25 protein-coding genes, 1 tRNA gene and 1 pseudogene are annotated in these 23,460 nt (G+C 54.4%); 13 read left to right on the plus strand and 14 right to left on the minus strand.

Annotation, left to right across the window (positions count from 1 at the left end; translation table 11 throughout):
- Positions 1-124, plus strand: a pseudogene (locus DVH23_RS17810) (IS1595 family transposase); the annotation flags it as partial.
- 297 nt (positions 125-421) lie between these two features.
- Here DVH23_RS17810 and DVH23_RS17815 read toward each other — a convergent pair.
- Positions 422-703, minus strand: a complete 282-nt coding sequence (locus tag DVH23_RS17815; RefSeq protein ID WP_114578771.1) for a transcriptional regulator — start codon at positions 701-703, stop codon at positions 422-424.
- Positions 704-1,078: 375 nt separating this feature from the next.
- Between DVH23_RS17815 and DVH23_RS24665 the strand changes: the two genes are divergently transcribed.
- The 8 genes from DVH23_RS24665 (at position 1,079) to DVH23_RS17855 (ending at position 8,829) form a co-directional block, all read left to right on the plus strand.
- Complete coding sequence (locus DVH23_RS24665; protein WP_232833821.1) at positions 1,079-1,252, plus strand: DUF5786 family protein; 174 nt, start codon at positions 1,079-1,081, stop codon at positions 1,250-1,252.
- Between the two features lie 285 nt (positions 1,253-1,537).
- Positions 1,538-1,612: transfer RNA gene (locus DVH23_RS17825), tRNA-Glu, on the plus strand.
- A gap of 67 nt (positions 1,613-1,679) precedes the next feature.
- Positions 1,680-2,588: a DMT family transporter gene (locus DVH23_RS17830; RefSeq protein WP_114578838.1), complete on the plus strand. Its 909-nt coding sequence runs from the start codon at positions 1,680-1,682 to the stop codon at positions 2,586-2,588.
- 489 nt (positions 2,589-3,077) lie between these two features.
- The gene (locus DVH23_RS17835) at positions 3,078-3,389 is read left to right on the plus strand and encodes a hypothetical protein (RefSeq protein WP_114578773.1); all 312 of its coding nucleotides are present in this window, start codon (positions 3,078-3,080) and stop codon (positions 3,387-3,389) included.
- The gene (locus DVH23_RS24670) at positions 3,383-3,943 is read left to right on the plus strand and encodes an ArsR family transcriptional regulator (RefSeq protein ID WP_232833814.1); all 561 of its coding nucleotides are present in this window, start codon (positions 3,383-3,385) and stop codon (positions 3,941-3,943) included. Before DVH23_RS17835 ends, DVH23_RS24670 begins: the two co-directional genes overlap by 7 nt.
- Before the next feature lie 381 nt (positions 3,944-4,324).
- Entirely contained in the window at positions 4,325-6,154 is a 1,830-nt protein-coding gene (locus DVH23_RS17845; RefSeq protein WP_232833815.1) for an asparagine synthase-related protein, read from the plus strand.
- On the plus strand, positions 6,147-7,343 hold the full coding sequence (locus DVH23_RS17850; protein WP_114578775.1) for an ATP-grasp domain-containing protein: 1,197 nt from the start codon (positions 6,147-6,149) through the stop codon (positions 7,341-7,343). Before DVH23_RS17845 ends, DVH23_RS17850 begins: the two co-directional genes overlap by 8 nt.
- A 205-nt stretch (positions 7,344-7,548) precedes the next feature.
- On the plus strand, positions 7,549-8,829 hold the full coding sequence (locus DVH23_RS17855) for a transposase (protein WP_255565271.1): 1,281 nt from the start codon (positions 7,549-7,551) through the stop codon (positions 8,827-8,829).
- A 143-nt stretch (positions 8,830-8,972) separates the two neighbouring features.
- Here the strand turns inward: DVH23_RS17855 and DVH23_RS17860 are convergent, their stop codons facing one another.
- The 11 genes from DVH23_RS17860 to DVH23_RS25050 all read right to left on the minus strand — a co-directional run bounded on the left by DVH23_RS17860 (position 8,973) and on the right by DVH23_RS25050 (position 19,458).
- Positions 8,973-9,854: a mechanosensitive ion channel family protein gene (locus DVH23_RS17860; RefSeq protein ID WP_114578776.1), complete on the minus strand. Its 882-nt coding sequence runs from the start codon at positions 9,852-9,854 to the stop codon at positions 8,973-8,975.
- Positions 9,855-10,017: 163 nt separating this feature from the next.
- A complete protein-coding gene (locus tag DVH23_RS17865; protein ID WP_114578777.1) occupies positions 10,018-10,551 on the minus strand; it encodes an Rrf2 family transcriptional regulator in 534 nt (177 codons plus the stop codon).
- Positions 10,552-10,907: 356 nt separating this feature from the next.
- Complete coding sequence (locus DVH23_RS17870) at positions 10,908-11,201, minus strand: helix-turn-helix domain-containing protein (protein WP_114578778.1); 294 nt, start codon at positions 11,199-11,201, stop codon at positions 10,908-10,910.
- Between the two features lie 148 nt (positions 11,202-11,349).
- Positions 11,350-11,613, minus strand: coding sequence for a hypothetical protein (locus DVH23_RS17875; RefSeq protein ID WP_114578779.1), 264 nt, complete (start codon positions 11,611-11,613; stop codon positions 11,350-11,352).
- Between the two features lie 973 nt (positions 11,614-12,586).
- Positions 12,587-13,450 carry a hypothetical protein gene (locus tag DVH23_RS23765; RefSeq protein WP_157972479.1) on the minus strand — a complete coding sequence of 288 codons (864 nt, stop codon included), beginning with the start codon at positions 13,448-13,450 and terminating at the stop codon, positions 12,587-12,589.
- 141 nt (positions 13,451-13,591) lie between these two features.
- Positions 13,592-14,710: a hypothetical protein gene (locus DVH23_RS17880; protein WP_114578780.1), complete on the minus strand. Its 1,119-nt coding sequence runs from the start codon at positions 14,708-14,710 to the stop codon at positions 13,592-13,594.
- Positions 14,711-14,762: 52 nt separating this feature from the next.
- Positions 14,763-16,031: an IS701 family transposase gene (locus tag DVH23_RS17885; RefSeq protein ID WP_198667987.1), complete on the minus strand. Its 1,269-nt coding sequence runs from the start codon at positions 16,029-16,031 to the stop codon at positions 14,763-14,765.
- Between the two features lie 774 nt (positions 16,032-16,805).
- A complete protein-coding gene (locus tag DVH23_RS17890) occupies positions 16,806-17,738 on the minus strand; it encodes an ImmA/IrrE family metallo-endopeptidase (protein WP_114578782.1) in 933 nt (310 codons plus the stop codon).
- Between the two features lie 80 nt (positions 17,739-17,818).
- Positions 17,819-18,826, minus strand: coding sequence for a DUF6610 family protein (locus DVH23_RS17895; RefSeq protein WP_114578783.1), 1,008 nt, complete (start codon positions 18,824-18,826; stop codon positions 17,819-17,821).
- Between the two features lie 147 nt (positions 18,827-18,973).
- Positions 18,974-19,324: a hypothetical protein gene (locus tag DVH23_RS17900; RefSeq protein WP_114578784.1), complete on the minus strand. Its 351-nt coding sequence runs from the start codon at positions 19,322-19,324 to the stop codon at positions 18,974-18,976.
- A complete protein-coding gene (locus DVH23_RS25050) occupies positions 19,324-19,458 on the minus strand; it encodes a hypothetical protein (RefSeq protein ID WP_255565272.1) in 135 nt (44 codons plus the stop codon). Before DVH23_RS25050 ends, DVH23_RS17900 begins: the two co-directional genes overlap by 1 nt.
- Positions 19,459-19,636: 178 nt before the next feature.
- On the opposite strand from DVH23_RS25050, the gene DVH23_RS17905 reads away from it, so the two are divergent.
- Both DVH23_RS17905 and DVH23_RS17910 read left to right on the plus strand, forming a co-directional pair.
- Complete coding sequence (locus tag DVH23_RS17905; protein ID WP_114578785.1) at positions 19,637-19,912, plus strand: PadR family transcriptional regulator; 276 nt, start codon at positions 19,637-19,639, stop codon at positions 19,910-19,912.
- A 66-nt stretch (positions 19,913-19,978) separates the two neighbouring features.
- A complete protein-coding gene (locus DVH23_RS17910) occupies positions 19,979-20,200 on the plus strand; it encodes a hypothetical protein (protein ID WP_114578786.1) in 222 nt (73 codons plus the stop codon).
- 453 nt (positions 20,201-20,653) lie between these two features.
- Here DVH23_RS17910 and DVH23_RS17915 read toward each other — a convergent pair whose 3' ends face one another.
- Complete coding sequence (locus tag DVH23_RS17915; protein WP_114578787.1) at positions 20,654-21,136, minus strand: Lrp/AsnC family transcriptional regulator; 483 nt, start codon at positions 21,134-21,136, stop codon at positions 20,654-20,656.
- Positions 21,137-21,293: 157 nt separating this feature from the next.
- Here DVH23_RS17915 and DVH23_RS25295 point away from each other — a divergent pair, with 157 nt between their 5' ends.
- Both DVH23_RS25295 and DVH23_RS17925 read left to right on the plus strand, forming a co-directional pair.
- The gene (locus tag DVH23_RS25295; protein WP_114578788.1) at positions 21,294-22,274 is read left to right on the plus strand and encodes a DMT family transporter; all 981 of its coding nucleotides are present in this window, start codon (positions 21,294-21,296) and stop codon (positions 22,272-22,274) included.
- Positions 22,275-22,529: 255 nt separating this feature from the next.
- A complete protein-coding gene (locus tag DVH23_RS17925; protein WP_114578789.1) occupies positions 22,530-22,805 on the plus strand; it encodes a hypothetical protein in 276 nt (91 codons plus the stop codon).
- Between the two features lies 1 nt (position 22,806).
- Here the strand turns inward: DVH23_RS17925 and lrp are convergent, their stop codons facing one another.
- Positions 22,807-23,268 carry an HTH-type transcriptional regulator Lrp gene (lrp, locus tag DVH23_RS17930; protein WP_114578790.1) on the minus strand — a complete coding sequence of 154 codons (462 nt, stop codon included), beginning with the start codon at positions 23,266-23,268 and terminating at the stop codon, positions 22,807-22,809.
- Positions 23,269-23,460: the final 192 nt, after the last annotated feature.

A 23,460-nucleotide genomic window follows, 5' to 3' on the forward strand; every position in this document is an offset into this window, starting at 1 on the left:
GCTGGCGAAGTTCAGGGGCGTCTCGAAGCACCACCTCCAGAAATACCTCGGCTTCCTCGCACTGAAACTCAACTCACCGGATGACTGGTTTGAGAAATTACTGTGTTACGATGTATCGAGATGAGCGTACGACTTAAGCGGTTGGGCGTGGATGGCGTTTCGGACTCATTCACGAGCCTTGCCGTACGGTTGCAGACTCAGCGAATAGGAAGTTGCGGAGATTTCAAAGCCATCTGTTTCGAGAGGCATCGTCCTACTCGTCACGGAGGGTAGCACCCATTTCTCTTCCAAAGCGAGAGACTGCAACGACTTCGATTCAGGCCATGCTACTCGTTCATCAGCAACCGACGAAGCGGTACTATACTGCAAAAAGCAATATGTAGTGAACAGGTTTACAATCTAATTCATAGTGAACAGGAGGTTACGGTCCCTTTCTGGTGACTCCAGTTATCGTCCCGATCATCGTCCACCCCGATTCACCTAGGTCCTTCCGTCCGACCAGAACCGATTCGTTATCCGAGCTCGTGATGAATCGGTAGTTCGCCTTATCGCCCTCGCATACACCCTCCGCCTGAAAGTCCTGCTGAAAGAACTCGGCCCCGGAAATATGAAATACGCCTGTCGTTCCGTCGTTGAGTGTGAGCTCAACGGGATCAGGGCTGGTTTGGTGTATTCGCTTCGCGATCGGGTTGAGGTCTGTCATATTACTGTATTAGCGGTTGCAACCTATAAGTCGTGCCGATCCTACACGAAATCACTTTGATGACTTCATTGAGCACACCTAGATTACGAATGGAATCGTCGCATCTCAAAACAATGTACCCTATTCCAGGCCGCTCGTCGTTCTCAACCAAATTTCGAAGATACACTCGGCAAAATTGGGAGAAAAAGCCGCTTTGGACCCAATAGAGCTCTTTCCCCGTTGTCAGTCTTGCTCTCCACTGCGATAGGTCCCAAGGTCGTTGCGATGCACCTACAGGAATTGAGTCACGCCCAATTCTCATCACCCTATACCGCCTTCTTTGAGTGACCGATACCTTGATTATGATGCCACCCGAAGTTTCGAATTCACATGGGAATGGGTGACTATGACCAACGTGAGTATGAACGTCACGAACAACTAATCTCGGAGATTGAGTCTGACTCGGACGAACAGCCCAACGAATATCGTGGCAAAATATCGTTCGACGAGGGGAGTTCGACTGGTGAACTCCTTGAGAATCTTCAAAAAATCAAGTCAGACAAATCGTGATAGAGTTAGAGAAGGACTTCGACCAAACGGTTTATCTTCATCTGAGGAGTACTCCTTAACATGGCGTTTGACGAGATCCTTAGTGGTGACCAGCTCACAGGCCGACAAGCCGCAATGATCTTCTTCACTTGGTTAACACTAGTGTTGATAGCAGGGGTTGTCATATTACTGATTACAAGAAGTACTATTGGATAGCTAATTCCCACATCTGCCTTATTGAACGATCTGATCAAAGTATATGAGTTGATGGATAGATTTAACAGATTCCAGCAACGAGGTCAGTATGCTCCGTTGGTGTAGCTCGGCCAATCATCTCGGCATCTCAGGCCGAGGACCGAGGTTCAAATCCTTGACGGGGCATCAATTGCTGAGATATAGTCGCTGTTCAAACCAATAAATTGATAAGCAAATCTTGATGAGGGTCTCTATGAACTGGGTTCGGTCCATCCTTTCTTTTATCATCTTGGGTCTCTTATGGGGAAGTTCGTTCGTTGCAATTGAGGCAGGGCTCCCTTACTTTCCACCAATTCTATTCGCAGCACTCCGATACTACGTTGCTGGAGCTATGATCCTTGTGTTTGCTATAATGACTACCGAATACTGGCGCCCTCGCTCCTATCAAGATTGGCTCGTTATTCTGATCGCAGGTGCCTTCATCATTGGAGGCCATCACGCGTTTTTGTATATGGGCCAACAGTATATCTCTGGAACTGTGGCAGCGGTTATCATCAGTCTGGGTCCCATTCTGACCATGATGTTCGCCACCTTCCTATTGGACGAGTCCTTGACTGCGATACGTATCGTTGGATTGGTCCTTGGATTCGTTGGTGTGACTTTAATATCTGGCCCAACTGATATATTCATGATCACAACTAGTATGTTTGGGAGCGGCCTAGTATTCCTTGCAGCATCGGCTTTTGCGTTAGGTTCTGTTCTTACTCGTCCTTATCGAACCAAGATGCCAGTTCAGAGCATGCAAGGATGGGCGATGCTTTTGGGTGCAGGACTGTTACATGTTGTTGGGACCGGCACAGGTGAACATTTGGAAGCGATTCAATGGACACCACCTGCAATTTTTTCACTGATCCATCTTAGTCTTATTTCTGGAGCAGTGGCGTTTCTCCTTTATTTCAAGTTACTAGATCAGCATGGTCCGGCAGAAATTAATCTCATCGGATATTTCGAGCCTGTTGCTGCGGCGCTCTTAAGCTGGGTGATTTTCGGTCGGTTAGTAGATCTTCCAACAGCTACTGGTTTCATTGCGATATTTGGTGGGTTTCTCATCATTAAATACCATTCATTGGTACAACTATCCACAATTATGAAAAAGATGTGATATACTCTATGAAATGACTCTAAATCTCCATTCTTGATTATCTAATAAGTGTATATCACTTATATAATTGACATAGGGGATAATGAAATAGTTATATTACTTCAGCTGTTGTTTACCAATCATAGGATCGGTGACAACGGTTTACCGTTCAATCGCGCCACCGTGTTGCGATCAACGGTGCAATGACTTGGAATCGACCCTATCAATGGCCTGAAAGGAGATGGTCTTATTCTTGATTCCCATTCGCTTTCCCCCCGGTTCCTCACCTGTTCATTTAACGATCCAGCAGATAGAATCAATTGCGTTCGGTGTGGCCGAACCAATCGGGCGAAGTGAAAACGAAAACGATAGGCCCAATGCAAATCATCGTCTCGGTAGACACGATCGTGGGTACGGCTAGGTGGTGTGCCAGTGGGACGGACCAGGAGGGATCATCGGAGCCCGGCCAAGAAGCCGGTCTTGTGGAGAGTCTTCCCTACGAGCAGACCAATGAGTGACTGTGTCGTCTACGATGTGACGGTCCTCTTCGCGGCCATTGCCGGGACGAGCGCGACCGTTTTGTCGTTGCTCTCGTGGTCAGTATTTAAACGGTCCCCCGTCGGAAAGCTCGTTTTCGGGTTGTTATTCGTTATGTCCCTGTTTACCGTACAGAAGGGACTCGTGTTGCTCTTTAGCTGTGAAGTCATCTACGTTCGACTGCTCAAGAGCGTTCTCAACACTGGGTTTTTCGTGATCGTCGTCATCCTCGTCGTGGCCGTTCGAAGATGGGATGGTAACGAGCTGGGTGATCTCGAATGGTAGACGTTCCTCCGCTCGTCATCTACGACCTGCTGATCGGCATGCTGTCGGGACTTGGCCTGATCTACCTTCTGTACTCCCGACGGACGCCTCTTGTCTGCCAACCGCCGCTAGTACTCTCGTTCGCGGGATTGTTTTTGTTCATCCTTGGTGACCCGCTGGCCCAACTCCTCTACTCGCCGGCAATTCACGTCACACACGGCGTTGCCGCTCTCTTGATCGCCTACGGGCTCTATGACCCGACACAGAATCGGATCCGCCGAACGGAGTGGTCGGTGTTCTTCCTTCGCGACCCAAGCATGGTTCGCTCGTCGCCAGAGTGGATGACTCCAATGGACGATCAGGTCCTGTTGCTCTTGCAGACAGCTGAAATAACGCTGACGCCTGCGATCATCGCTTTCAACATCGACCGGAGCCGGGAAGCGGTCAACCGGCGGCTGAAGACCCTCGTTGATCACGGGTTCGTAAATCGGCCCGATCGTGGAAAGTACGAACTCAGCCCGGCTGGAAGACGATATCTCAATGGAAAAACAGGACCCGGTACCGGTGACGACTGACCTCGTCCGTTGTGGAATCGCGTTCGACCTCTTCGAGTGAACAATCGTGAACGGTTCACCGACTCTGATCCATTCGAGCGCGTGAAGGCCACTGGCGTAAGTGAGCCTTGATCACGATCTAGTGATCAGGAGGCTCACGGACTGATGATGAGTGCTAATTTTGATTATGCCAGATATTACAAATCACATAGTAATCACGGATTCATGCTATCGTCTGAATATGGTGGACAGCACCTTAACGACAGCCGTGCTTCAAGCGCGGTTCGGAATGATGGGTAGGGGGTATGATCGATGAGCCACGTCCATGGGACGGTGAGATTTGATGCCGCTCTGTCGTCGAAGATGATCTCGGAGTGGATTCCTGACGCCGAGGTTCAAGCCATGACCGATCACGTCGCGGTCGCTACGGATTCTCTCGACGTTCACGCGAGCGAATCTTTCGCTTCGGAGGCCAGTACCGACACTTACTGCTGGGTGGTCGGCGATCTCTACGGACATCAATTCGGGGGCTCGATGATGGGAGAGGCGTACGAACCCCGACCGGACACGACGAATTCCGCCCAGTTCGTCCTTGAGCTGTATGCACAGCATGGGACCGACGCGCTTACGCAGTTAAACGGAAATTTCTTAGTGCTCATCGACGATCGGAAGACTGGCGAATTCATCGTCTGCACCGACCGGTTAGGGACAGTTCCGCTGTACTGGACGTGTGTCGCCGATGAGGGGGTTGTTTTCTCGACGAACATCCAGACGCTCCCCCCCCATCCGGCAGTTGAGACGGCGTTTGATCCCGACTACCTCCACGAGTACCTCGCGTTTCGGCGTACCTTTGGGGTGAAGACGCCTTTCGAGGGTGTCGAAAAACACCAACCGGGGACAGTTACGACGTTCTCAACCCGAACGTCGAACGCCTCGTCCCGCCAATACTGGCGGCCCCGATACCGCCCACGAGAGGTCTCGTTCGATTGGTTCGTCGATGAGTTCAGTCACCGATTTCGGACGATCATCGACGAGTGGCTTCAAGATGACCGGGAGTACGGCGTGTTACTCTCAGGGGGAAGTGACTCTCGACTCGTGCTTGCAGGGCTCGACGAGCCGACGGCCTTCCACATGAACGACTGGATGAACACCGAAGCACGGACCGCAGAGCGCGCCGCCCTCGAAGTCGGCGCGGACTTCGAGTTCCTCGACCGAGGTGCGAAGTATCGGATCGACGCCCTCTCTCGTAACAGTGGTGCGGCCTCATTCAACGGCTGGTTCACCCAGTCATACACAAGCGGATTTCGAGAGCGTATAACGCACCGCGTCGATGGCTTGCTTTCGGGCCTCTACGGTGATTCCCTCTTTCGGGGGTATTCTATCCCCTCGCCGACGATTTCGCTCGGTTCATTCGGCTCGATAACACTCCCGATCGAACGTCCAATTGACTCCGTCGAGGAATATATCGACCTACTCCTTGAGGGCGCCCATGACGGGTTCTCGCTCCCGACAGACCTCCGGGCGGTCCTTGAGGCGAACATTCACCGAGAGGGAGATCAGATTGTCCACCACGGCGTCATCTACGACTCGATCGATGAGCTCGTTTACTACGGCGGGTGTTATCCGCTTTCGAACGATGACGATCTGCGATTCCACACGGATCTTCGTCGGCTCCTTCCCTATCGTTCGCCGTTTCTCGACGATCGACTCGTCGATCTTTCGCTGTCGATGCCGATTCGCTACCGGCTCCGGCGAAACCTCATCGACCGTGCGATCGAACGCCTTGCCCCCGAGCTGGCAGGGATCGCCCACTCGAGTACTGGCGTCGCGCTCTCGCGGCCGTTCGCCCTGAAGTACGCAGGGACGCACGTCCGAGAGTTCTGGCGCGATCGATGGCCGGGACGGTCCCTGCCGGAACCGTATCTTACCGAGGGACCGTGGCTCGACGACGGGGAATTGCTCCGAGCACACCCGTTCGCGATCGAGACCATCAAGGAGGAACGGGAGCTGGTCGAGGCGTTACCCGGCCAGACGATGGACGATGTTCGAGAGATCTACGCTCGACACTGCCGAGGAGAAGACCACGTCGGCGAGCTGTATGGATTGTTAACTGCCCTCACGATGCCGGTGATCGAGCGGATGCTCGTTGGGAAGGAGTCGACTGAGGACACGCCGATCGAGGAGGACCTAACGGTTCACCCTCCCCGCCGGGGGGTGATCAGCAGTGATTGAACGGTCCCAAACGGCCGTGATCACCGCCTCGCGGTATCCACACGGCTACGCATCCGTGCGCTCGCTTGGAAAGCGGGGAGTGGGGACGATCGCCGCTGTCGACGACCCCGGCCTCGGTGTGACGGCCTCGCGGTACTGCGACAAGGTGGTGTCGATCCCACCTACGACGGATCTTCCGGCGTATAAGGACGCGTTAGTGACCCTCGCTGCACGGCCCGAGGTCCGAACGATCGTGCCCCACCGACCCCAAGACCCTTACGTGCTCTCTCGATATGGCGACGAATTCACCGAGCATATCGACCTCGTTGTCCCGCCGCTTTCAACTCTCCGTGCGGTCCACGACCGAAAACGCCTCGCGGAGGTCGCCAAGACGGCTGGGGTCCCCATTCCGGAGACTCGACTGCTGAGCGAGGTAGAAAGTTGGAGTGACGACTGTATCGTGAAATCGCGGTACAACCTCCTCACGGGGACGTACGTCGAGGGGTTCGAGGCGGGGGAGTCACGGATCGCGAAATCGATCACACACGTCCCGGCCGGCGAGACGCCTCCAGTTGAGACGCTCACCGAGGAACTACACCACGATCCCATCGTCCAAGAGTACGTTTCCGGAACGGAGTACCTCTTCGGCGCGCTGTACGAACACGGAGAGCCACTTGGAACGTTCCAGCACCGACAGATCCGTGGAGACTCCTACACCGGTAGCGGTGGCGTATATCGAGAGTCGGTCTTCGACCCCAAACTCGAGGCCACGGGTCGGGCGATCCTTGACGAACTCGAGTGGCACGGTCTCGCTTGTATCGAGTACGTCAAAGATGAGGAAACGGGGGCGTTCTCGCTTGTCGAGATTAACCCACGGATGTGGCAGTCGCTAGCCTGTTCGGTACGCGCCGGCGCCGACTTTCCCTACTGGTACTGGCTCGTATCGACCGGGAATGCACGCCGAATCGAAAACGAGTACGACACCAGCGTCAGGACCCACTATCTCTACGGCGAACTCGAGCATCTGGTCAGCGTGGCTCGTAAGGAATCACCGTTCGTCGAACGGCCGTCTCTGCGGAGGCGAGCGCTCGAGATCGGAGCATCCTGTATCGGCGTTCCCAACTTCGATTTCGTCCACCAAGATGACCCTCGTCCGATCGCCCGGCAGGCAAAAACGGAGGTTGAACGGGCTGTGTCGAGGCGTCTGTGATGAGTGATCGACGAAATCCGGTTCCGCTATCCGTTCGAACCACGACCTCGGCTTGGCAACTTTTCTCTACGCTCGCTGACTGGTCAGCGAGCAGTCGGAGCGAAGCGATCAGCGGTTCCCGCTGGACTCGTTACACCGTCCCATCGTGCTCGGGTTCACTCGCCTTCCGCCATGGTTTGAACGCGCCTTCGGGCCCTTCGAGTCGGTGTTCTCGGACAGCCGGAACTTCGAGTCGTTCACCGCGCTCGCGAGCGCGGTGATCATGGCACACAGCCAGTGGACAGTCAGTGAACTCGCTCGCGGGGTTTCGCGTCCCGCTGCGGACGCGAAATCCGGCCGTGCCTATCGTTACTTTCTCGGTGGAGCCGACTGGTCAGCCACCGATCTTGCTCACCACCAGACTGCGTACATCTTCGAGCAACTCGACGTCGGTGCGGGTGACGACGTTCTCCTTCATATCGACGATACGTTCGTCGGGAAAACCGGCGACGCCACCGATGGCGTCGCCGAGTTGTACAATCCAGCCGAAGGTGAACTCGAGCAAGGTAACAAGTTCGTCACTTCCTGCATCCAGGTCAGTGACGTCTACGTTCCCTATTTCGCGCGCATGTTCATTCCCGAAGACCTCGCTCCCGAGTTCGACCAGCCGTTCATGAAAAAGACCGAGATCGCTGTCGAAGAGATCGTGACGCCGCTCCAGCTCCCGGCTGGAGCGGCTCTCACCGTCGTCTTCGATTCTGCGTACTACGGCGGCGAACGCGTCGAAGCGATCCAAGAACAGGGCCACGACGTGGTTTGTCGCTACAAATCGAGCAACCACGTGTCTCCGGTCGAGGAGGTCTGGAGCCAACGCGTCGACGCCTTCGCGTCGACGCTGGAGTACGAACAGACCACGATCACGGTTCGAGGTGAGACGAAGACCTACCACGTTGCTAGTGAAACCGTGGAGATCGAGGGCGTAGGCCCAGTTAAGATCGTGGCGAGTAAGACCGCTGACGGCACTCCTCGGTACTATTTGAGCACGGATCTCGGCCCATCAGCGGCCGAGATCCTCGAACTCGTCGAGGATCGCTGGAATATCGAGACACTCCACCAGGAATCGGACGCGAAGTTCGGATTCAAGCAGTATCAAGTCGAGCGCAAGCAAGCCATCGAGCGTTACCTCCAACTCGTGTTTCTGGCATGGACGCTGATAACGCTCTCAGAGCGGGCAAACGTGGCGTTCTGGGACGACCGAGGCGGACGCTCAGTCCGCCTCGATCATGCTCAGGAAGCATATCACGTCGAAACATTGCTCGATATCTTCGAAGAGATCGACCCGTCGCTCTCGCGAGCGGAGCGACGGGCGAGAATGCATGAATGCGTCAGGTCTCATTCGTGGTCGTCTGTTTCGATTTCTTTTATTCAGTATCTCGATATAATTAGTCTATTAGGAGAAGAACGCGGTTATTGGAAAGCTATTCTTTCAGTAGCGTTTCTCCGGTAGCTGAAGAGCGAACCCGGTTTAGACCACCTCGGGAGTGGATGGATTGAACGATCTTGCCAAGCCGAGACGTGGGAATGAATGTCAATCAAGCGAAAGATATGAAAATAACCGACAGCTAACTTATTGACCGGAAAATCGCTTCGTCAGTCGCCAGCAGACGTTTCAATCGTGCTTGAGTCTGTGACGGTAATGTCTCCGGTGAGCTCGGTGTTGGGATAGGGCATGTCGAGGCCTTCGGTATCGAAGCGTTGTTTGACTGCTTCGACAAAGCGAGCGCGGACGGCACCATAACTACTCTGATTGGTATCAATCCAGACCCGGCCCTGGAGTACGACTGCGGAGTCACCCAGTTCGGTCACGGGAGCTGTCGGGGCGGGATCGGCGAGCACCCCCTCGGTCAGCTTCCCCTCGTCGATAATTGCCCGACGGGCTTGTTCGATATCGTCGTCATAGCCGATCCCAAATCCGACCGAGATACGGCGTGTGTCGTTTGCTTCGTTGTTGATCAGAGCTGCATCCGCAAGGTCACTGTTGGGGACCGTGACAAGCTGGTTGTCGAACGTATCGAGTTTCGTTACCCGAAGCTGGACCTCTCGCACCACACCCGAATTCCCGTCCCACTCAATCCAATCACCAGTCGTGAACGGCTCATCCTGAATAATGAACACGCCAGCGACGAAATTCTCGATGAGGTCCTGTGCGGCGAAGCCAACGGCAAGGGAAAGGGCAGCCGCTAACGTTGCGAACGCCCCCAAGACGACACCGAATCCGGCGACTGTCGCAGCCAGTGCCACCGCCACAACAGTGACAACCACTACAGTCGTGCTGACGGCAAGATCAATGAGCGTTCGGTCGAAACCACGGTGTTCGAGCCCGCGTTCAACCGTTCTGGACATGAACGACTTCCCGATCCAGTAAATGAGCGCAAACGCGACGATGAACAACGCGACCGTCGTCAGTGCACTCACAACTGGTGGGATGTACTGTTGCGGATCGATGGAAACCCCCTGCTGAAGTGGTAGCATACTTCCGTGGGTGAGATAGCAAGGTGTGTATTTATATCCTCGGATGGAAGATAATACACATTATTGTGAAATCCTTGGATTAAATATTGGTCAATATAAATATCATATCACGATTTGTCCTCTCCGACCGAGCCCCGTGATCAAGCTAAAGAGCTGAAGCCGGTTACTGGTCTGAGTTTTGAGCCGGTGCAACCATATCATCGATTTGGAGAACGAGGATGCTGTCCGTCTCGTCTATCCCATCAACGTGGCCCTCGATCTTGAGCTTCGAGAGCGGCGTTGGACCAACGATAATGCTGTCGTCCTCGTGAAAATCGGTAATCGAGCCCTGAATGTGCACCTCTGCGCGGCAGAGATCTGGATGGTGAACGCTCGAGAGGTCGATTTCCTCGACAATAACGCCCTCAACATCTTCACCTTCGTGCTCAAGCGGGACCGACGCAGGGTTGTTCATCTGCTGGATCTCGAGGGCTTCGTAGGCCGTCGCCGTCGGCTTGTAGCCGCCCTTTGGTCCGGGGACGCCCTCGACGAGTTGGAGCGCTTTCAGACTCTGCATCTGGTTACGGATCGTGCCAGGGTTTCGGTTGACCTCCTCGGCGATCTCCTCGCCTTTGATCGTGTCTTCGGATTCTCTATGAAGGTTCGTCAGCGTGCGCAGAATCTTCTTCTGGCTCGATGTGAGGTCGATTGATGACATATGAGAATCTCCACTATAGATGCTGATAAAATTATCGGTTGCCCCTATACGAGGAGAAGTGGCTCCTCAATCAGTTTCCATTTTGTAGTCATAGCACCGTTTGAATAGAGTGGTCCGTCCGCAGGAAACTATTTGACAGTCATGCTGTACCGCCAGTCACGCGACATCCAACCAGACAGGGAAGTTGTACTGCCCCTCACCTGAATCTGGAATCTGGATTGTCCGCAATCACCAAACTAAGAACATTCCCTCTTTAAGTTAGAGAGGAACCATCAAACCTATGATTCTGTATGTGTGTGACCTACTTTCACGACCTGGTTTCCCTTCCGGAATGTTCCCCCAGGTTGTGCGATCTGTTAGTGTGATTCCGATCGGGTTGTACCACTACTCCCAACCCGGTCGGGTTCGCATGTGGTGCGATCGGATTCCGGGATTCGATAGAGACTCTGTCGTGCATCTCGAATATAGATGCCTTCCTCGACCAAACCCCTGGATTCGAGCCGCTGCAATGCATCTCGAACCGTGCGTTTTGCAAGGCGTGTCTCGTCAGTCAATTCGTTCTGAGTCAATTCGTGCTCGTGTTGGAGAACCTTATAGACGAGTTTCGAACTTGGAGGTAGATCTGCTAACTCCTGAGTTAATTCCGGCATATGATTCAGTATAGTGCTCTTATCCCATATCACTGCAAGTCAGTTTCGGTCTCCGTATCACAGAATAGATGACGACGGAGAGTTTGTTCCGTTGGCACTTGTATGTACCACGAGAATCAGTAGGCTGAAAGCTGAAAATTTTCATCTCTCAGCGCCAGCGACTCTCTACACGGGTCCGGTAGCGTAGGGCCAGAACACTCGTGTTCGCGATCGACTGGATGACATGAGGGGGGTGTTCCTCACGGGCCTCCTGGATGTTCTGTTCACTCTCGACCAGGTGTGTGAGCGCCGCATCGATTACGTCGGCCATCGGCGGGTCGTCCTCAGGGCCGGCGGCGACGATCTCGCTCGCTTCCTCGAGGAGCTGCTGTCGCTCGTCGCTGAGTCTGAGGGTCGTTCGTTTCGTCGGCATATAAACGAATGTGCATACGGGGGGTACGAACCCGTCGATCTCAACTACCTGAAATGGGTGTGCGGCATAAAGGGGGGCCAGGTCGGCGCAGTGACTGGGCCGAAAGCGGTCGCGATTGGCGCCGATCTATGTACACTTGGGGGCCGTCGACGACGTCGAGTGTGCATATATTTGGTCGACTGCATACATCGAGGTCTGACCCCGGGTCTCTACGCGTGAAGACCCCTCTCCAGGCCGTCCTTGGTCACTCCACACGAGATAATTTCAGTCGTAGTCTGTCTGATCCTCGCGTTTCATCGAGGTGCGAACGTAACAAGCAGCAGAAGATTCTCTTACTCTCGAATTGAAAGCTGTAGTATGAAGCCGAAGACAAGGCGGAGACTGCTTTTTCTCGGGGTCTTTCTTGTCATCATCAGTCCACCGTTCTTTTGGACGACGTGTAGTGATGTAGGATACGGACCTGACGGACCACCGGGCGGCTACGAACTCGAAGGGTTTACTGGCGTTACAGTGTCCTATACACCTGATGGCGGAGTCAATTCATGTACCGCTGGTATGGGGCCGGTGTATCTCCCGCTCGGAATTGCCCTGATACTAATTTCACTCGCTCGTTAGCTACTTGATCTGTATGTAACGTGAGAATCAGCTTCTCACCCCTGAAAAAATGGCTCCGGTGGGTTGAGCTTATTCAGACTGGGGTCCAATTCTATTGTGTCAACTTCGGAAATACACAGTGGGTTTGAGTTCAGTCTCGCTACCCCTACCTCACGGACCTATTTTTCACGAGGGAGCCAGCAGATTCCCGCGTTGCATACAGAGGATCCATTTATCACAGTTGACTTTCGCCATCACGTCATTCAGTCAATCGCGAACACAAGGGTACTGTCAATCCGGTACCGGACGAAAGTCGACAATCGGTGGCGCTAGGAGCCGAAATTGCTCCTCGCTTCAGCTTGATACCTTGAAGACTATACTACGATATTGGCAATGGGTCGTCGTACACAGTCGATTTTTTTATTGGATAATCTGGTCCATAGTCGCTTTGGAGGGTTTCGACTACATCTCCCAAATAGCTACTTGCCGAAGGTGAAATATAGACCTCATCAATAAGAATACTGGGGTCTAATTCTATACCCATTCCAATCTTGGGCTTGATTTTCATTCCATCTACATCGATATCATCAAGAGGTTCATAACTCGTTAATACGGTCCGGTATTCTCTTTCATGTTCATATATATCTCTTTTTGTGAATATGGGAGCATAGCCTCCTGTTGGCTCGTCACCAGTAGTATGATATTGCACCTTACCGGATATCCGTTCATAGTTAAATTCCAATGCAGAAGGAAAGTTTAGTGATTCTTTTAGCGCTCCTACTGTTGATTTAATAGCGATCCCATTATCACCTTCAACGTATATCTGCCAGAGAGCTGCTGACTGACTTTCCTTCATATTCCAACAACTCACATAATCGTCTGAATCATCATCCATAATATATTCTGTCATCTCTTCATCTAGCATCTCTTTTTCAATATATCTTCTTTTCAGTATTTTCTTTGCTGCCGATTTAGAATACCTTCCTTCATACGGATCTTCAAAATTAGATCGGTGCGAAAACCACAATTGGTTAGTCTGAATTAGAGAAATGAATTGTCCTAGGTCCATATATCGCCAGATTTTGGTAGCGGAGTCAGCTTTGTTTGGATACCATTGTCTGGGGCGATCTCGGTAATCATGGATGTTGTCCCTAACTCCACTAAGGTGTGGGTCATGGACTTCACTCGGGTGTGCGTCATGCATATCAATATACGACTCATCCCGAGGATCTGGGCCCTCCATATCTACTCCTCTATCATTCACCGAACAAAACTATTGCTGACGCCCCTTTCTGTGGCTTTCTGTTTTGCCGTGGTTATCCAGTTGTCATCCCCGTCCCGCTGGGTTGTCACAGTTAGCCAGTGCGCCCTGGGGTATGTCTTTTTAACCACTCCAATCATTCAGATTGGAGTCCCGATCAAACTCCCGACGCGTCTTCTCATACGCCTTCCGACCGACCTCGACATCTGCGATGTTCTCCAGATACTTCGGCCGCACAGCCCGCTCCGCATGTCCCGGACCGCGTGTCCCTGAATACATCACGCGAAGATCGTGGTCGTCCGATTTCAGGTCATCCTCGCTCTCCGAGAACACACCGGTCTTCAACGCCTTGTCGGTCAACCGCTCCGCTTCAGATGTAACAATCCGCTCACGTCGATCGCCGCTACATCGGATCTGCAGATTCTCGTCGAGTATGTCGATGAACGCCTCCCGGGTAAACTCTGACTTGTACTCGCGGCCGAAATCGAACTTCTCCTTTACGATCTGGTACACGAGATCTTCCAGTGGGAACACCGGGTGCGTACCGACCGCATACTTCAGCGGGTCCTCCCGCCGCATGTAGTCCAGCTGTTCCTCGAACAGATTCTCAAGGTTCGTGTGGAGGAACGGCCCGGCCTCGTGCGCCATCCATTTCTCCTCAACATCCGCCACCCAGACTGTGTACGAATCCGCTGCACAGTTCCTGTTCAGAACCGAGTAATCCATCGACACCGCGTCGTCCGAACGGGTCAATGTTACGTACTGGAACGATATATCGGTGCCTTCCACGCCCAGCTGCGACTTCAGCAGGTCCCGGTTCATCGGCGAGTCCAGCACCTCCCGAGCCTCATTCACGTTTCTCACCCAGACGGCCTGGTCTTCCCCGCCGATCTCGCAGCAGATGACGCAGATGTACGTGCCGTTGTATTCGTTCTTGACCAGGATGGCGTCCGCTGGCGTCTTCTTCACCGAGCACAGCGGGTTGACGCCGAGATATTTGAACCCGCTTTGCTCGCACCCTGAACCGCCTCGCGGATGGAACCCGGCCGTCACGGCCTGCAGCAGTTTCAGATGTTCCTCCCGTTCGTCGAACCGGACGGACAGTTTCCGATCCAGGTCCTCGGCATCGAACCCATCCAGGTTCTCCTCAAACTCCTCCTCGAACCGGTCCTGGTTCCAATCGGTCAGACCCTCGAAGAACCCATCATGATCGAACGTTCGTGGGTCCTCCAGGTTCTTCATACAACTTCGATAGCATCAGGTTCCGGCTCAATATTACTACTTCGGCGGTTGATCACCAGTCAGTAAACCCCCTGAGCATTGCCTCTGCGACTCGTTCAGCAGTCTGTCGATCGACTCCTTGGTCTTCGACTGTTCGCACCGCCATCTCGTGAATTGCGATCCGAGCGACCTGTGAAAACGGGGGCAACCGAGCGGCCGCGCCCTGCGCGGCCCGCTCGGTCATCAGAAACGAGTACGTCATCAATACCACCGACACGTGATGGTTCCAGCCTGTCCACGTTCGTCCCTCGAACTGATTCATCCCCAGCACCTGCTTTGCATCCTTGTGAAATTGCTCAACCGGCCAACGTACGTGCGCATACCCGACTAACTCGGCCAGACTCCACTCATCGAGGCCCCAGCACAGCCACGCCTTCGTCTCACCGTCTCGGTCCTCAATCACCAGCCACGCCTCTTCGTCGGACACCCAGCGCCGCTGGGTGTTCGACACCACCCGCACTCGCTGTCTGTGGAACCGTCCTGACAGCGGCCCCTTCGTTCCTTCCGCCCATGTTACCTCTTTCCAGACCTCGATCTCGTCGGCTATCTCACGCGGTGAGACAGCCTCGACATCCTCGGAATAGGTCGGGTGAGTCCTCGGCCGGCCGGGTCCGTCAGTCGGACCCGGCGGCCGTATCGGTGTCTCTGCTGGAATGACTCGGAGCTCCGATGGAGTTACACCGAGAACGTACGGTTCGTCCCATGCACGTAGCTGAGAACGCAGCTCACGGTCATCTCCGTACCCGGCGTCTGCTCCCACGCACGCGTGAGGAACGTTCGCTGATCGAGCGCGCTCGATCAGCTCCAGTGCGATATCGGGCTTTGTTCGGAACTCGATATCTTCCGGGAGTCCAACTTCATCCCGAAGCTCCGCGTAGCGGTCCTCTTCGACCCATGGACGCGGGAGATACAGGTCCATGCCCAGCGGCCATGTGAGTTGGTCGGCGTTCCGGGCGGCGCCCGGAACAGCCGACACCAGATCAACCGCGACTTGACAGTTGTCGACTTTCCCGATGGATCCAGCGTACTGGCGTGTAACACCGACGCTATGATTGCCTTTCTTGCGGAAATCGACATCATCGAAGATCAGCATCGCCTCCTCCGAGGCGATGCGATCTGGAATAGTGTCATTGAGATGAGCCTGGAGAGCATCATGGTTCCAAGGACTTTGGGTGATAAATCGCCGGATGCGGTCTTCATGAACATCCATTCGTTTCCCAATGCCACGCAAGGTTTTGTGGCTACCGGGGCGCACTAACCCCTCTACGTAGGCGAGTGCCATCCGCCACGTATTGGCGGCACGCGCCCACGACGAGCCGTCGGGCCGCGTCGTGAACGCGGCCCGAACTGGATCGAGAAATCGTCGAATTGCCAACTTTGGATTCCGTATCCGGCAGTTGATTTGGGCCATATGACCTCAAGGGTCTCCAGCGAAGATTGCGGTGCCGATCCAACCGCCGAAGTAGTATTAGGGAGTTGCACCACGAGTTCGTCATCGTCAAGTTGGCCCAAGAGCTGCCAAACCTGCTGTGTCGCGACGTCGTCATCCTTCCAGTCCTCAGCGAACTGGTCGTAATCGCGGTATTCGTGGATCTCCAACTCGGTCATGCTTGTGAACACACGGTGGAGCGCCAAGAGTTGCTTCCAGTCGGCGGTACTCCCGCTGCATGCACTTCTCCTATAACCGAGAGATGTTTTTGCATCGAGGGCACGTCAGCAATGAGTTTCATTCCCGATGGGTGGGGGTGCAGACGAGCGTGGAACCCTAGAGATTAGACTCGTTAGAACACCACCTACCTATCGCCAGTCGGTTGTATTGATAGAAACAGGGGTCCGGTACTCCAACCATCCGTCTGAGTACGGATCGACGATGCGAAGGAAGTGTGTCCCATCCTCGAGGTAGCGGTACTCCGAGTCGACGGGTTTCATACCGAAATTTCGGAGCAAAACGGCTTATATCTCTGCATAGGCGGGAATTGACGACCTTCTATAATGGGTATGAAACGAAACCGACTCAAATGGCGAATCGACCAACCCCACGAAGATGGTATTGCGTTCAGTACTGCTCCTCGAGCGTGTCGATCAGCTCTTGTGCCGTGTGGCTGATCCGTCCAAGTCGACCCGTGATTGCCTCTGCATCGTCACCGCTCCAAGCAGCAAGGTAGAACGCTGATCCGCTCGTGTCTACCCCGAAGTACCGCCCGACGACGTAGGCGACGGCTTCCGCTTCAAGTTCGCGTTTCGACCGCTCCATTTCTTCCTCGACCTCGAAGTGGAGAATTGCATGGGCGTACTCGTGGATGAGCGTACTTGCGAGGTCGGCCTGATTCTCTCGATCTTTGACCTCGACTTGCGGATGCATCGTCATCATGCTCCGACGTTTGCAGACGCCCTTTGCTTCCCCGTAGCGCCACTCGTCTGGAGGGACAATCCGAGTCTCGACCCCCAGCGAATCTGCACTCTCGAGGAGAGCCGGCACTAGCTCACCGGGATCACCAGTTGCCTCGGTTTCGAGGTCGGGTAGCGGCTCGCCCTCCGTTTGGGAGATATCGAAGACAGAAGCGGGTTTGAACCCGACCAGGCCTTTCGACCACTCCTCGGGTGGTGTCTCATCGTACTCACAATCGCTGTTGTCGTGGTAACTGGGCGAGTTTTCGCACTCGGGACACTGCTTCGTGATGATCGGAGCCCAGATCCAGATTGCGCTCTCTCCTTCTTGGACGTGGCGATCGAACTCGTTGCGCCACGTGTTGTACCCAGCAACCCGACTCGCTTCGGGACACTGGAGCTTGATGAGAAGGGTATTGCGGTGGGAGTAGTCGTGGAATCGACTCTGGATGTCGAGCCACTCTTGGAACTCCGCGCTGGCCGCCGCCTCATCGACATCGGTAACAAGGTCGTCAACCCATTCTTCGATCGTGCTGTTCATCTCGTCGCTTCGCGTCTCCGTCTCACCAAACGAGACTGGTGACTCAGTGCTCTCGATCATTTCTGAAAACCCTCCACCCCTCCCAGGGGGCCAACAACACTACCGGGCGGAACACACCGTATTTCAAGTGAAAACCCCCCTCACGGCGGGATGAAGACGCTGCGTTCGTCGTGGACCTCTTCGAGGCGGTTCCGCGTCCGATGGCTGAAGTAGCACTCGTACGAACAGTAGCCGCAAACCTCACCCGTATCGTACTCGGCAACGAACGGACCACGATCGGTCGTCCAAACGTTCGCCTCACAAGCCGTACAGGCTACGATCTCGAGGTCGCTCGGCGTCGGTCCCTCGTACTCAAGAGGTGGGTTTTCGTCGTGGGGTCCCGATTCAGGCCAGACGTCCTGTGCTTGCCAGAAGGCTTTGATCCGGCCAAGGCTGTGGCGCACGAGCTTTCGGACGGTGACGTGATCGGCGTCACGACCGCTATCGTCCCAGCCGTCAGCGGTCCAGAACTCGCCGAACTGTGCCCCGCGATGTAGGCCGTTCCAATCGACGCCGACGATCTGTGCAGGTGGATCCTCGGTAAGCGTTGGCCGGGTGAGCTGCTCGATCACGTCGAGTTGCTTGTATGGACTGCCGCCGAGAAGGTGGACGCGCCGCCCGCGCCAGTCAGCGGGATCGGAGAACTCGTGAGCAAGGAGGTCTGCGGCCCCACAGGAATATCCCAGCGTGATATCGTCGGGAATGACGTCGAGTGCCTCTCGACACTTGGGGGCGATGATGATCTCCGTGTCGGGATACTCCTCTTGGAGTGTGCGGACTGCCTGGACGTATTCGTTGGCCTCTTCTGGAGAATACGCATCACCGATCACTCCGACGGTGGGTTCACACTCGCGAAAGCGCTCGATGTACCGATCGAGGTCGGGATTGCGAAAGTCGTTATCGAGCATCCCCACCCCCACCTCGAGATCGAGGTACTGGCCTTGTTGGTAGGAACAGTCCTCGCGATAGCCCGTGAGAAACCCCATGTTCGCAGCGTCGACGACAAACGGTGCACGGTGGAGGAAGGCGACGTACTCCGCCTGTCGAGCGCGTTCGACCTCTAGAGCGGTGTCGCCACTACTCGTCGTGGGGTATACTGATCGTGACATCGGTTAGTTCGCGGAGAGGACCGTGAGGTGCCGCTCAGTTCCCCCACGAGTGGAATCATCACCGGCGCGTGTGGGGAACTCTACGGGACCCGGTTCGCCTCTCTCAGCACTCAGGAGAGCGACCAACACACCGGCCGTGGCCGTCGATTAGTGGGCGGCCCAGCCGAAGAAGAGCCAGACGTCGCCGTGTGTGCCCTCGAGGCCGTGTTGTTCGCGATACCGTGTGGCGGCTTTCGTTTTCGAACAGTTGATCGCCCCAGCGGGACCGCGCTTGCGCTGAATTCGCTGGTCGTCTTGGTCGATCAGTTCGCGAGCGACCGTCCGTTTCTGGCGGCCTTTGTGCTCGTGTTCGGGGATAACGGTGAACGACGTTTTCTCGGCGATCGTTCCCGTGTAGCTGTTGTGGCCGTGCATGTGTTTGGCGTCCTCGACGGCACTGGTGAACGCCTCGTCGGCAGTTGTACCGAACGCGAGTGTTTCAAAGGTGACAGCGCCCATCAGCGGGCCTCCAGTTCCTGTTCGAGTTCGCGTTCGATTCGGGCCTCGTAGTAGCGGTCTGGATCAGCCGGGAGATCGGACTCGTCAGGTTCGCAGTCCTCGGGCCGGACGCCCGGTGGGAGATCGTCGAACATCAGTGGTCGCCTCCGCTCGTGGTCTGTGCTGTCGTTGCTGGTCGATCTGCCATCTGTGAAACCCTCCACCCTTCTCGGGGTCGATCAACGCCACCGGCGTCTGGAAGTCAATTTCATCAGACAGCACGTTATTATGATAATCAGTAAGGTTTGTGTGTGTTGAATTCTAACATCCAATATGGATGGTCTCACTGGATTCCAGCGCGACCTGTTGTACGTAATCGCCAGCTTCGACCAGCCCTCGGGCCAAACGGTCAGTGACGAGGTCGGGGAGTACTACGCATCAGAGATTAATTACGGCCGGCTCTACCCGAACCTTGACGAACTCGTTGATCACGGACTCGTCGAGAAAGGCGAGCTCGATCGCCGGACGAACTACTATGCACTCACCGACGCCGGGAGCGACGCAATCCAAGAGCGCCGCGAGTGGGAAAACCAGTACGTCGATCTCTGAGTTCCAGCGATCACCCACCCGAACCCGAACGTTCGTGGTGCCAGCGCCGAAAGACGCGACAGGACAATGCCCGACAAGCTCCTCGAGTGTCCGTCGGCCGGGTGCACCTGGACGACCCGCGACGTTCCGGAGATCACCGCCCACATCAACCAGAACCACCCCACCGAGTTCCAGCGCGACGACTGGCTCACCTTCTCGAATCCGGAGTCCGCACAGTTCCAGTCCGGCATCGGGCGAGAACAGACAACCGGCAGCGACGACGAAGACGCAGCGACCGACGAGACGTGAGTGATCCGGGATCCGAGTTCCGGGTTCCGGGTTCGGCCCCGCTGTATATCACGACCGAGATAATCGCCTCAGTCGTGGGCGTTGACTTCCTCGGGGGAGCCGAAGCCACCTCTATCGGAAACTCAGCTTTGCACATTGATCAGACGACAACCGTCTGAAAATCTCCAAGAGCACGTCTTGACGAGGTTTCTCAGTCGCTCTTGCTCAACGTAGCGAAATAATGTGCTAACACACAACAATACCTTCCGTATTACGGCTTGAGACGCCGTTTTAGCTGAGGAAGACTGATCGCATCCCCCGGTTATACGTCCTGTTCGCCAGATTGCGGAAGAGCGTGCTCACGTAACCTCGAGATACCTGTTCAACAGCGAGTCTACTTCTGGTTTGATGACTTGAACTGTAGGTCATCTACCGTGCAAAGTTGAGGTCTTTAGGAGACGGATCCTGAGAGGGTTAGTCCACAAATTCATTAATAAGGGTGTCTGTATCGTATTCTTGAAGAGAGTAGTGACTGTCAAGTTCTCTTTCGATAACAAACGTTGAATCGGTACGAGCCACCTCATCAAGAGCTTCAAAATCAGAAATCAATCGCTCCACGCTGTCACTATCCGGTAGCCGTGCTAATGCGATAAAATCGGTACTCCCCATGGTAAAGAAGACCTTTGTTACCCCTTCAATATCTGAAATGACTTTCCCACTCTCTGTATGGGATTGGTCATCTTTCGTGAATACTTCAATGAGAATTGTCACTCCTAATCCGAATTCCTTCAAGTCGAGATCAAGACGCTCATTTGTAATGATGCCCTCATCACGGAGATTATTGAGTCGGTAGTGAATCGTCGACAGGGGAATCCCAGTTGCTTCGCTTACCGCTTCGGTGCTCGTCGTTTCGAGTTCCTCTAGTGATTTTAATATTTGTATATCCTTCTCATCCATATGTTCGACGTGCAGCTACCATTCGAAGCTACTTCAATCTAAGCGCCATATCTGGATGGCTCCTCGAAGTGAAAACAGAATACTTACAATTGGAACGAGGTTATGCCGTATTCGTTCTCTTATTATCAATCCAGTGTGTACCACGGCTCAACGGAAAATGGGAGCACAAAGCGCGCCTCGATTTCACGTTCCAGCCGGAATCACTATCATTGGATTAGGACTTCTCTGGGGAGCAGGGTTCCCAGCTATTGATGTGGTCGTTTCAGAGCTTCCTCCACTGGGTGCCGCCGGGATTCGATATACAGTCTCTGGTTGTATCGTCCTTGGCTATGCACGAGCGACCACGGATCGGCTATGGCCACAAACCCTACGAGAATTCCTGGGAATCTTGATCGTTGGCGGGTTCATGTTTGGTGGGTACCAAGCGGGCCTCTACATGGGAACGCAGCACATCACGGGGGCAGCTGCGTCAGTTGTCGCCACTATGTCCCCTGTTATTGCAGCCCTCGTTGCGGTTCCCATCCTGGGGGAATCCCGTGGCATCCCCGATGTGATCGGGTTCTGCCTCGGTATCAGTGGCGTCTTAGTTCTTTCACAACCATCAGTCGGCGCAGCATCGCTGTCCTCAACAGCACTTGGTGTTGGATTGGTTTTCCTAGGAACGGTACTGTTTGCAGTTGGATCGGTCACAATACAGCTATTTGACGAAGGGCTCCCAATGGAAGCACTCCAAGGGTGGGCGATGGTGGTCGGAGCAACGCTTCTATTCTGTGGCGGCTTCCTTCGAGGTGAACCGATTCCAGATGTACAGTCGCTCTCGCCGGTAGCACTCGCCTCGTTACTGTATATTACCCTCATTGCTGGGGCCGGAGGATACCTGTTGTACTTTCGTCTCGTTCGACAGGTTGGGGCGACGGAAACAACACTTGTTGCGTACGTGGAACCTGTGGCAGCGACGCTTGTGTCTGTTCTCTTTCTCAATCAAACAATTAGTACAACGACAGTTATCGGGTTTTTCGTAATCGCAACAGGATTTTCACTCGTCAGTCGGGCTACAATGCGGCAAGCGATTGCTAGTTTTAGAGCGACGGATTCATCGACTCATCGTGACTCCACTGTTCGGGGTGGGGGTGACTAATGCTCGAAGCCCATCTCCAGAAAATACCTCCGTTTTCTCGCACTGAAGAGCCTGTCCAAAAAACAATTTTGAGTCGAGTTTCAGGACCTTAGAACCGATTATAGCGTTTATTATCCCGATTCACCGGCAATATAAACATTTTTTGGACAGGCTCTGAAGCTCAATTCACCGGACGATTGATTCGAGAAACTGCTATGTTACGATGTGTCGGGATGAGCGAAAAATCGATAAACCCCCCGTGTTCGAAATCTGGGTATGAACACGGAAATTGAACTCGGTGATGAGATCGAGGTCGCATACGAATCAACGCGGTCAGGGAACACGGTCTCACGAACAGGAACGGTTGTCCAAGCCCCAGAAGCGAACGGGAAGACCGTGCTCTTCGTCGAAACTGACGACACTCAACTCACTGGCGTCACATCCGATTACGTGTTCAGCGTCTCGACCACCGAGAGTGATACCGACGATGACGACTCGCGAATCCAACGAACCGTGTCCCTTGGGCCGCTCGCATCCGTGAGAAGCCGGTAGCTTAGTCGTCTTCAACAGTCAGCTCGAACTGCTCGTTTTCGGTGACCGCGTTAAGAACGACGCTCGTATTGGATTCGTTGATATCGGGATCGGTCAGCAAGGCCTTGATCTGCTCGTTCATCTCGTCCGTGTCGGTGAACTTCCCGATGGCGATCACGTCGTAGTCGCCCGTGACCTCGTAGACGTTCGTCATCTGCTCGAACTCACGCAGTCGGTCAGTAATATCGGGGAGGGAGCCTCCTTCGACTTTGAGCTGGATGACTGCCGTGACGTCGAAGCCAAGCGCGTCGTAATTGAGTTGCGGAGTGAACCCCTCGATGACACCCACCTCCTCGAGATCCGAAAGGTGATTTGAGACGGTCGTCACCGAGACATCGAGATCCTCAGCGAGACTCCGGAGACTCGCTCGCCCGTCGTCCATTAATGCGTTCATGAGTTCTGCATCGAGATTTTCGTACGTCATCACTCCGGACTATACGATCCACCTACTATACTGTGGCGCGTGCCGTTGACAGAGAGACGGGTGGATGGTTCCTGACTTAGAGTGAGTGCAGCTTTGTCTCGAGTTATCTCTCCCGGTATAAACCGTTGGAATAGTCAGGGCAACAAACCAACGGGTAAGGAGATGTATCGATGGACAGGATCGATCCGGGTG

The sequence above is a fragment of the Saliphagus sp. LR7 genome (assembly GCF_003344565.1).
Taxonomy (GTDB): domain Archaea; phylum Halobacteriota; class Halobacteria; order Halobacteriales; family Natrialbaceae; genus Saliphagus; species Saliphagus infecundisoli.

What these genes read in the sequence shown, in the direction of transcription:
- DVH23_RS17915 (WP_114578787.1), bottom strand. Translation starts at nt 21,136, where the DNA reads ATGGATGAGAAGGATATACAAATATTAAAATCACTAGAGGAACTCGAA.
- DVH23_RS17815 (WP_114578771.1), bottom strand. Translation starts at nt 703, where the DNA reads ATGACAGACCTCAACCCGATCGCGAAGCGAATACACCAAACCAGCCCT.
- DVH23_RS17830 (WP_114578838.1), top strand. Translation starts at nt 1,680, where the DNA reads ATGAACTGGGTTCGGTCCATCCTTTCTTTTATCATCTTGGGTCTCTTA.
- DVH23_RS17845 (WP_232833815.1), top strand. Translation starts at nt 4,325, where the DNA reads ATGACCGATCACGTCGCGGTCGCTACGGATTCTCTCGACGTTCACGCG.
- DVH23_RS17890 (WP_114578782.1), bottom strand. Translation starts at nt 17,738, where the DNA reads ATGATCGAGAGCACTGAGTCACCAGTCTCGTTTGGTGAGACGGAGACG.
- lrp (WP_114578790.1), bottom strand. Translation starts at nt 23,268, where the DNA reads ATGACGTACGAAAATCTCGATGCAGAACTCATGAACGCATTAATGGAC.
- DVH23_RS24670 (WP_232833814.1), top strand. Translation starts at nt 3,383, where the DNA reads ATGGTAGACGTTCCTCCGCTCGTCATCTACGACCTGCTGATCGGCATG.
- DVH23_RS17835 (WP_114578773.1), top strand. Translation starts at nt 3,078, where the DNA reads ATGAGTGACTGTGTCGTCTACGATGTGACGGTCCTCTTCGCGGCCATT.
- DVH23_RS17900 (WP_114578784.1), bottom strand. Translation starts at nt 19,324, where the DNA reads ATGGGCGCTGTCACCTTTGAAACACTCGCGTTCGGTACAACTGCCGAC.
- DVH23_RS23765 (WP_157972479.1), bottom strand. Translation starts at nt 13,450, where the DNA reads ATGGAGGGCCCAGATCCTCGGGATGAGTCGTATATTGATATGCATGAC.
- DVH23_RS17895 (WP_114578783.1), bottom strand. Translation starts at nt 18,826, where the DNA reads ATGTCACGATCAGTATACCCCACGACGAGTAGTGGCGACACCGCTCTA.
- DVH23_RS17870 (WP_114578778.1), bottom strand. Translation starts at nt 11,201, where the DNA reads ATGCCGGAATTAACTCAGGAGTTAGCAGATCTACCTCCAAGTTCGAAA.
- DVH23_RS25295 (WP_114578788.1), top strand. Translation starts at nt 21,294, where the DNA reads ATGGGAGCACAAAGCGCGCCTCGATTTCACGTTCCAGCCGGAATCACT.
- DVH23_RS17865 (WP_114578777.1), bottom strand. Translation starts at nt 10,551, where the DNA reads ATGTCATCAATCGACCTCACATCGAGCCAGAAGAAGATTCTGCGCACG.
- DVH23_RS24665 (WP_232833821.1), top strand. Translation starts at nt 1,079, where the DNA reads ATGGGTGACTATGACCAACGTGAGTATGAACGTCACGAACAACTAATC.
- DVH23_RS17905 (WP_114578785.1), top strand. Translation starts at nt 19,637, where the DNA reads ATGGATGGTCTCACTGGATTCCAGCGCGACCTGTTGTACGTAATCGCC.
- DVH23_RS17875 (WP_114578779.1), bottom strand. Translation starts at nt 11,613, where the DNA reads ATGCCGACGAAACGAACGACCCTCAGACTCAGCGACGAGCGACAGCAG.
- DVH23_RS17925 (WP_114578789.1), top strand. Translation starts at nt 22,530, where the DNA reads ATGAACACGGAAATTGAACTCGGTGATGAGATCGAGGTCGCATACGAA.
- DVH23_RS17880 (WP_114578780.1), bottom strand. Translation starts at nt 14,710, where the DNA reads ATGAAGAACCTGGAGGACCCACGAACGTTCGATCATGATGGGTTCTTC.
- DVH23_RS17885 (WP_198667987.1), bottom strand. Translation starts at nt 16,031, where the DNA reads ATGGCACTCGCCTACGTAGAGGGGTTAGTGCGCCCCGGTAGCCACAAA.
- DVH23_RS17860 (WP_114578776.1), bottom strand. Translation starts at nt 9,854, where the DNA reads ATGCTACCACTTCAGCAGGGGGTTTCCATCGATCCGCAACAGTACATC.
- DVH23_RS17910 (WP_114578786.1), top strand. Translation starts at nt 19,979, where the DNA reads ATGCCCGACAAGCTCCTCGAGTGTCCGTCGGCCGGGTGCACCTGGACG.
- DVH23_RS25050 (WP_255565272.1), bottom strand. Translation starts at nt 19,458, where the DNA reads ATGTTCGACGATCTCCCACCGGGCGTCCGGCCCGAGGACTGCGAACCT.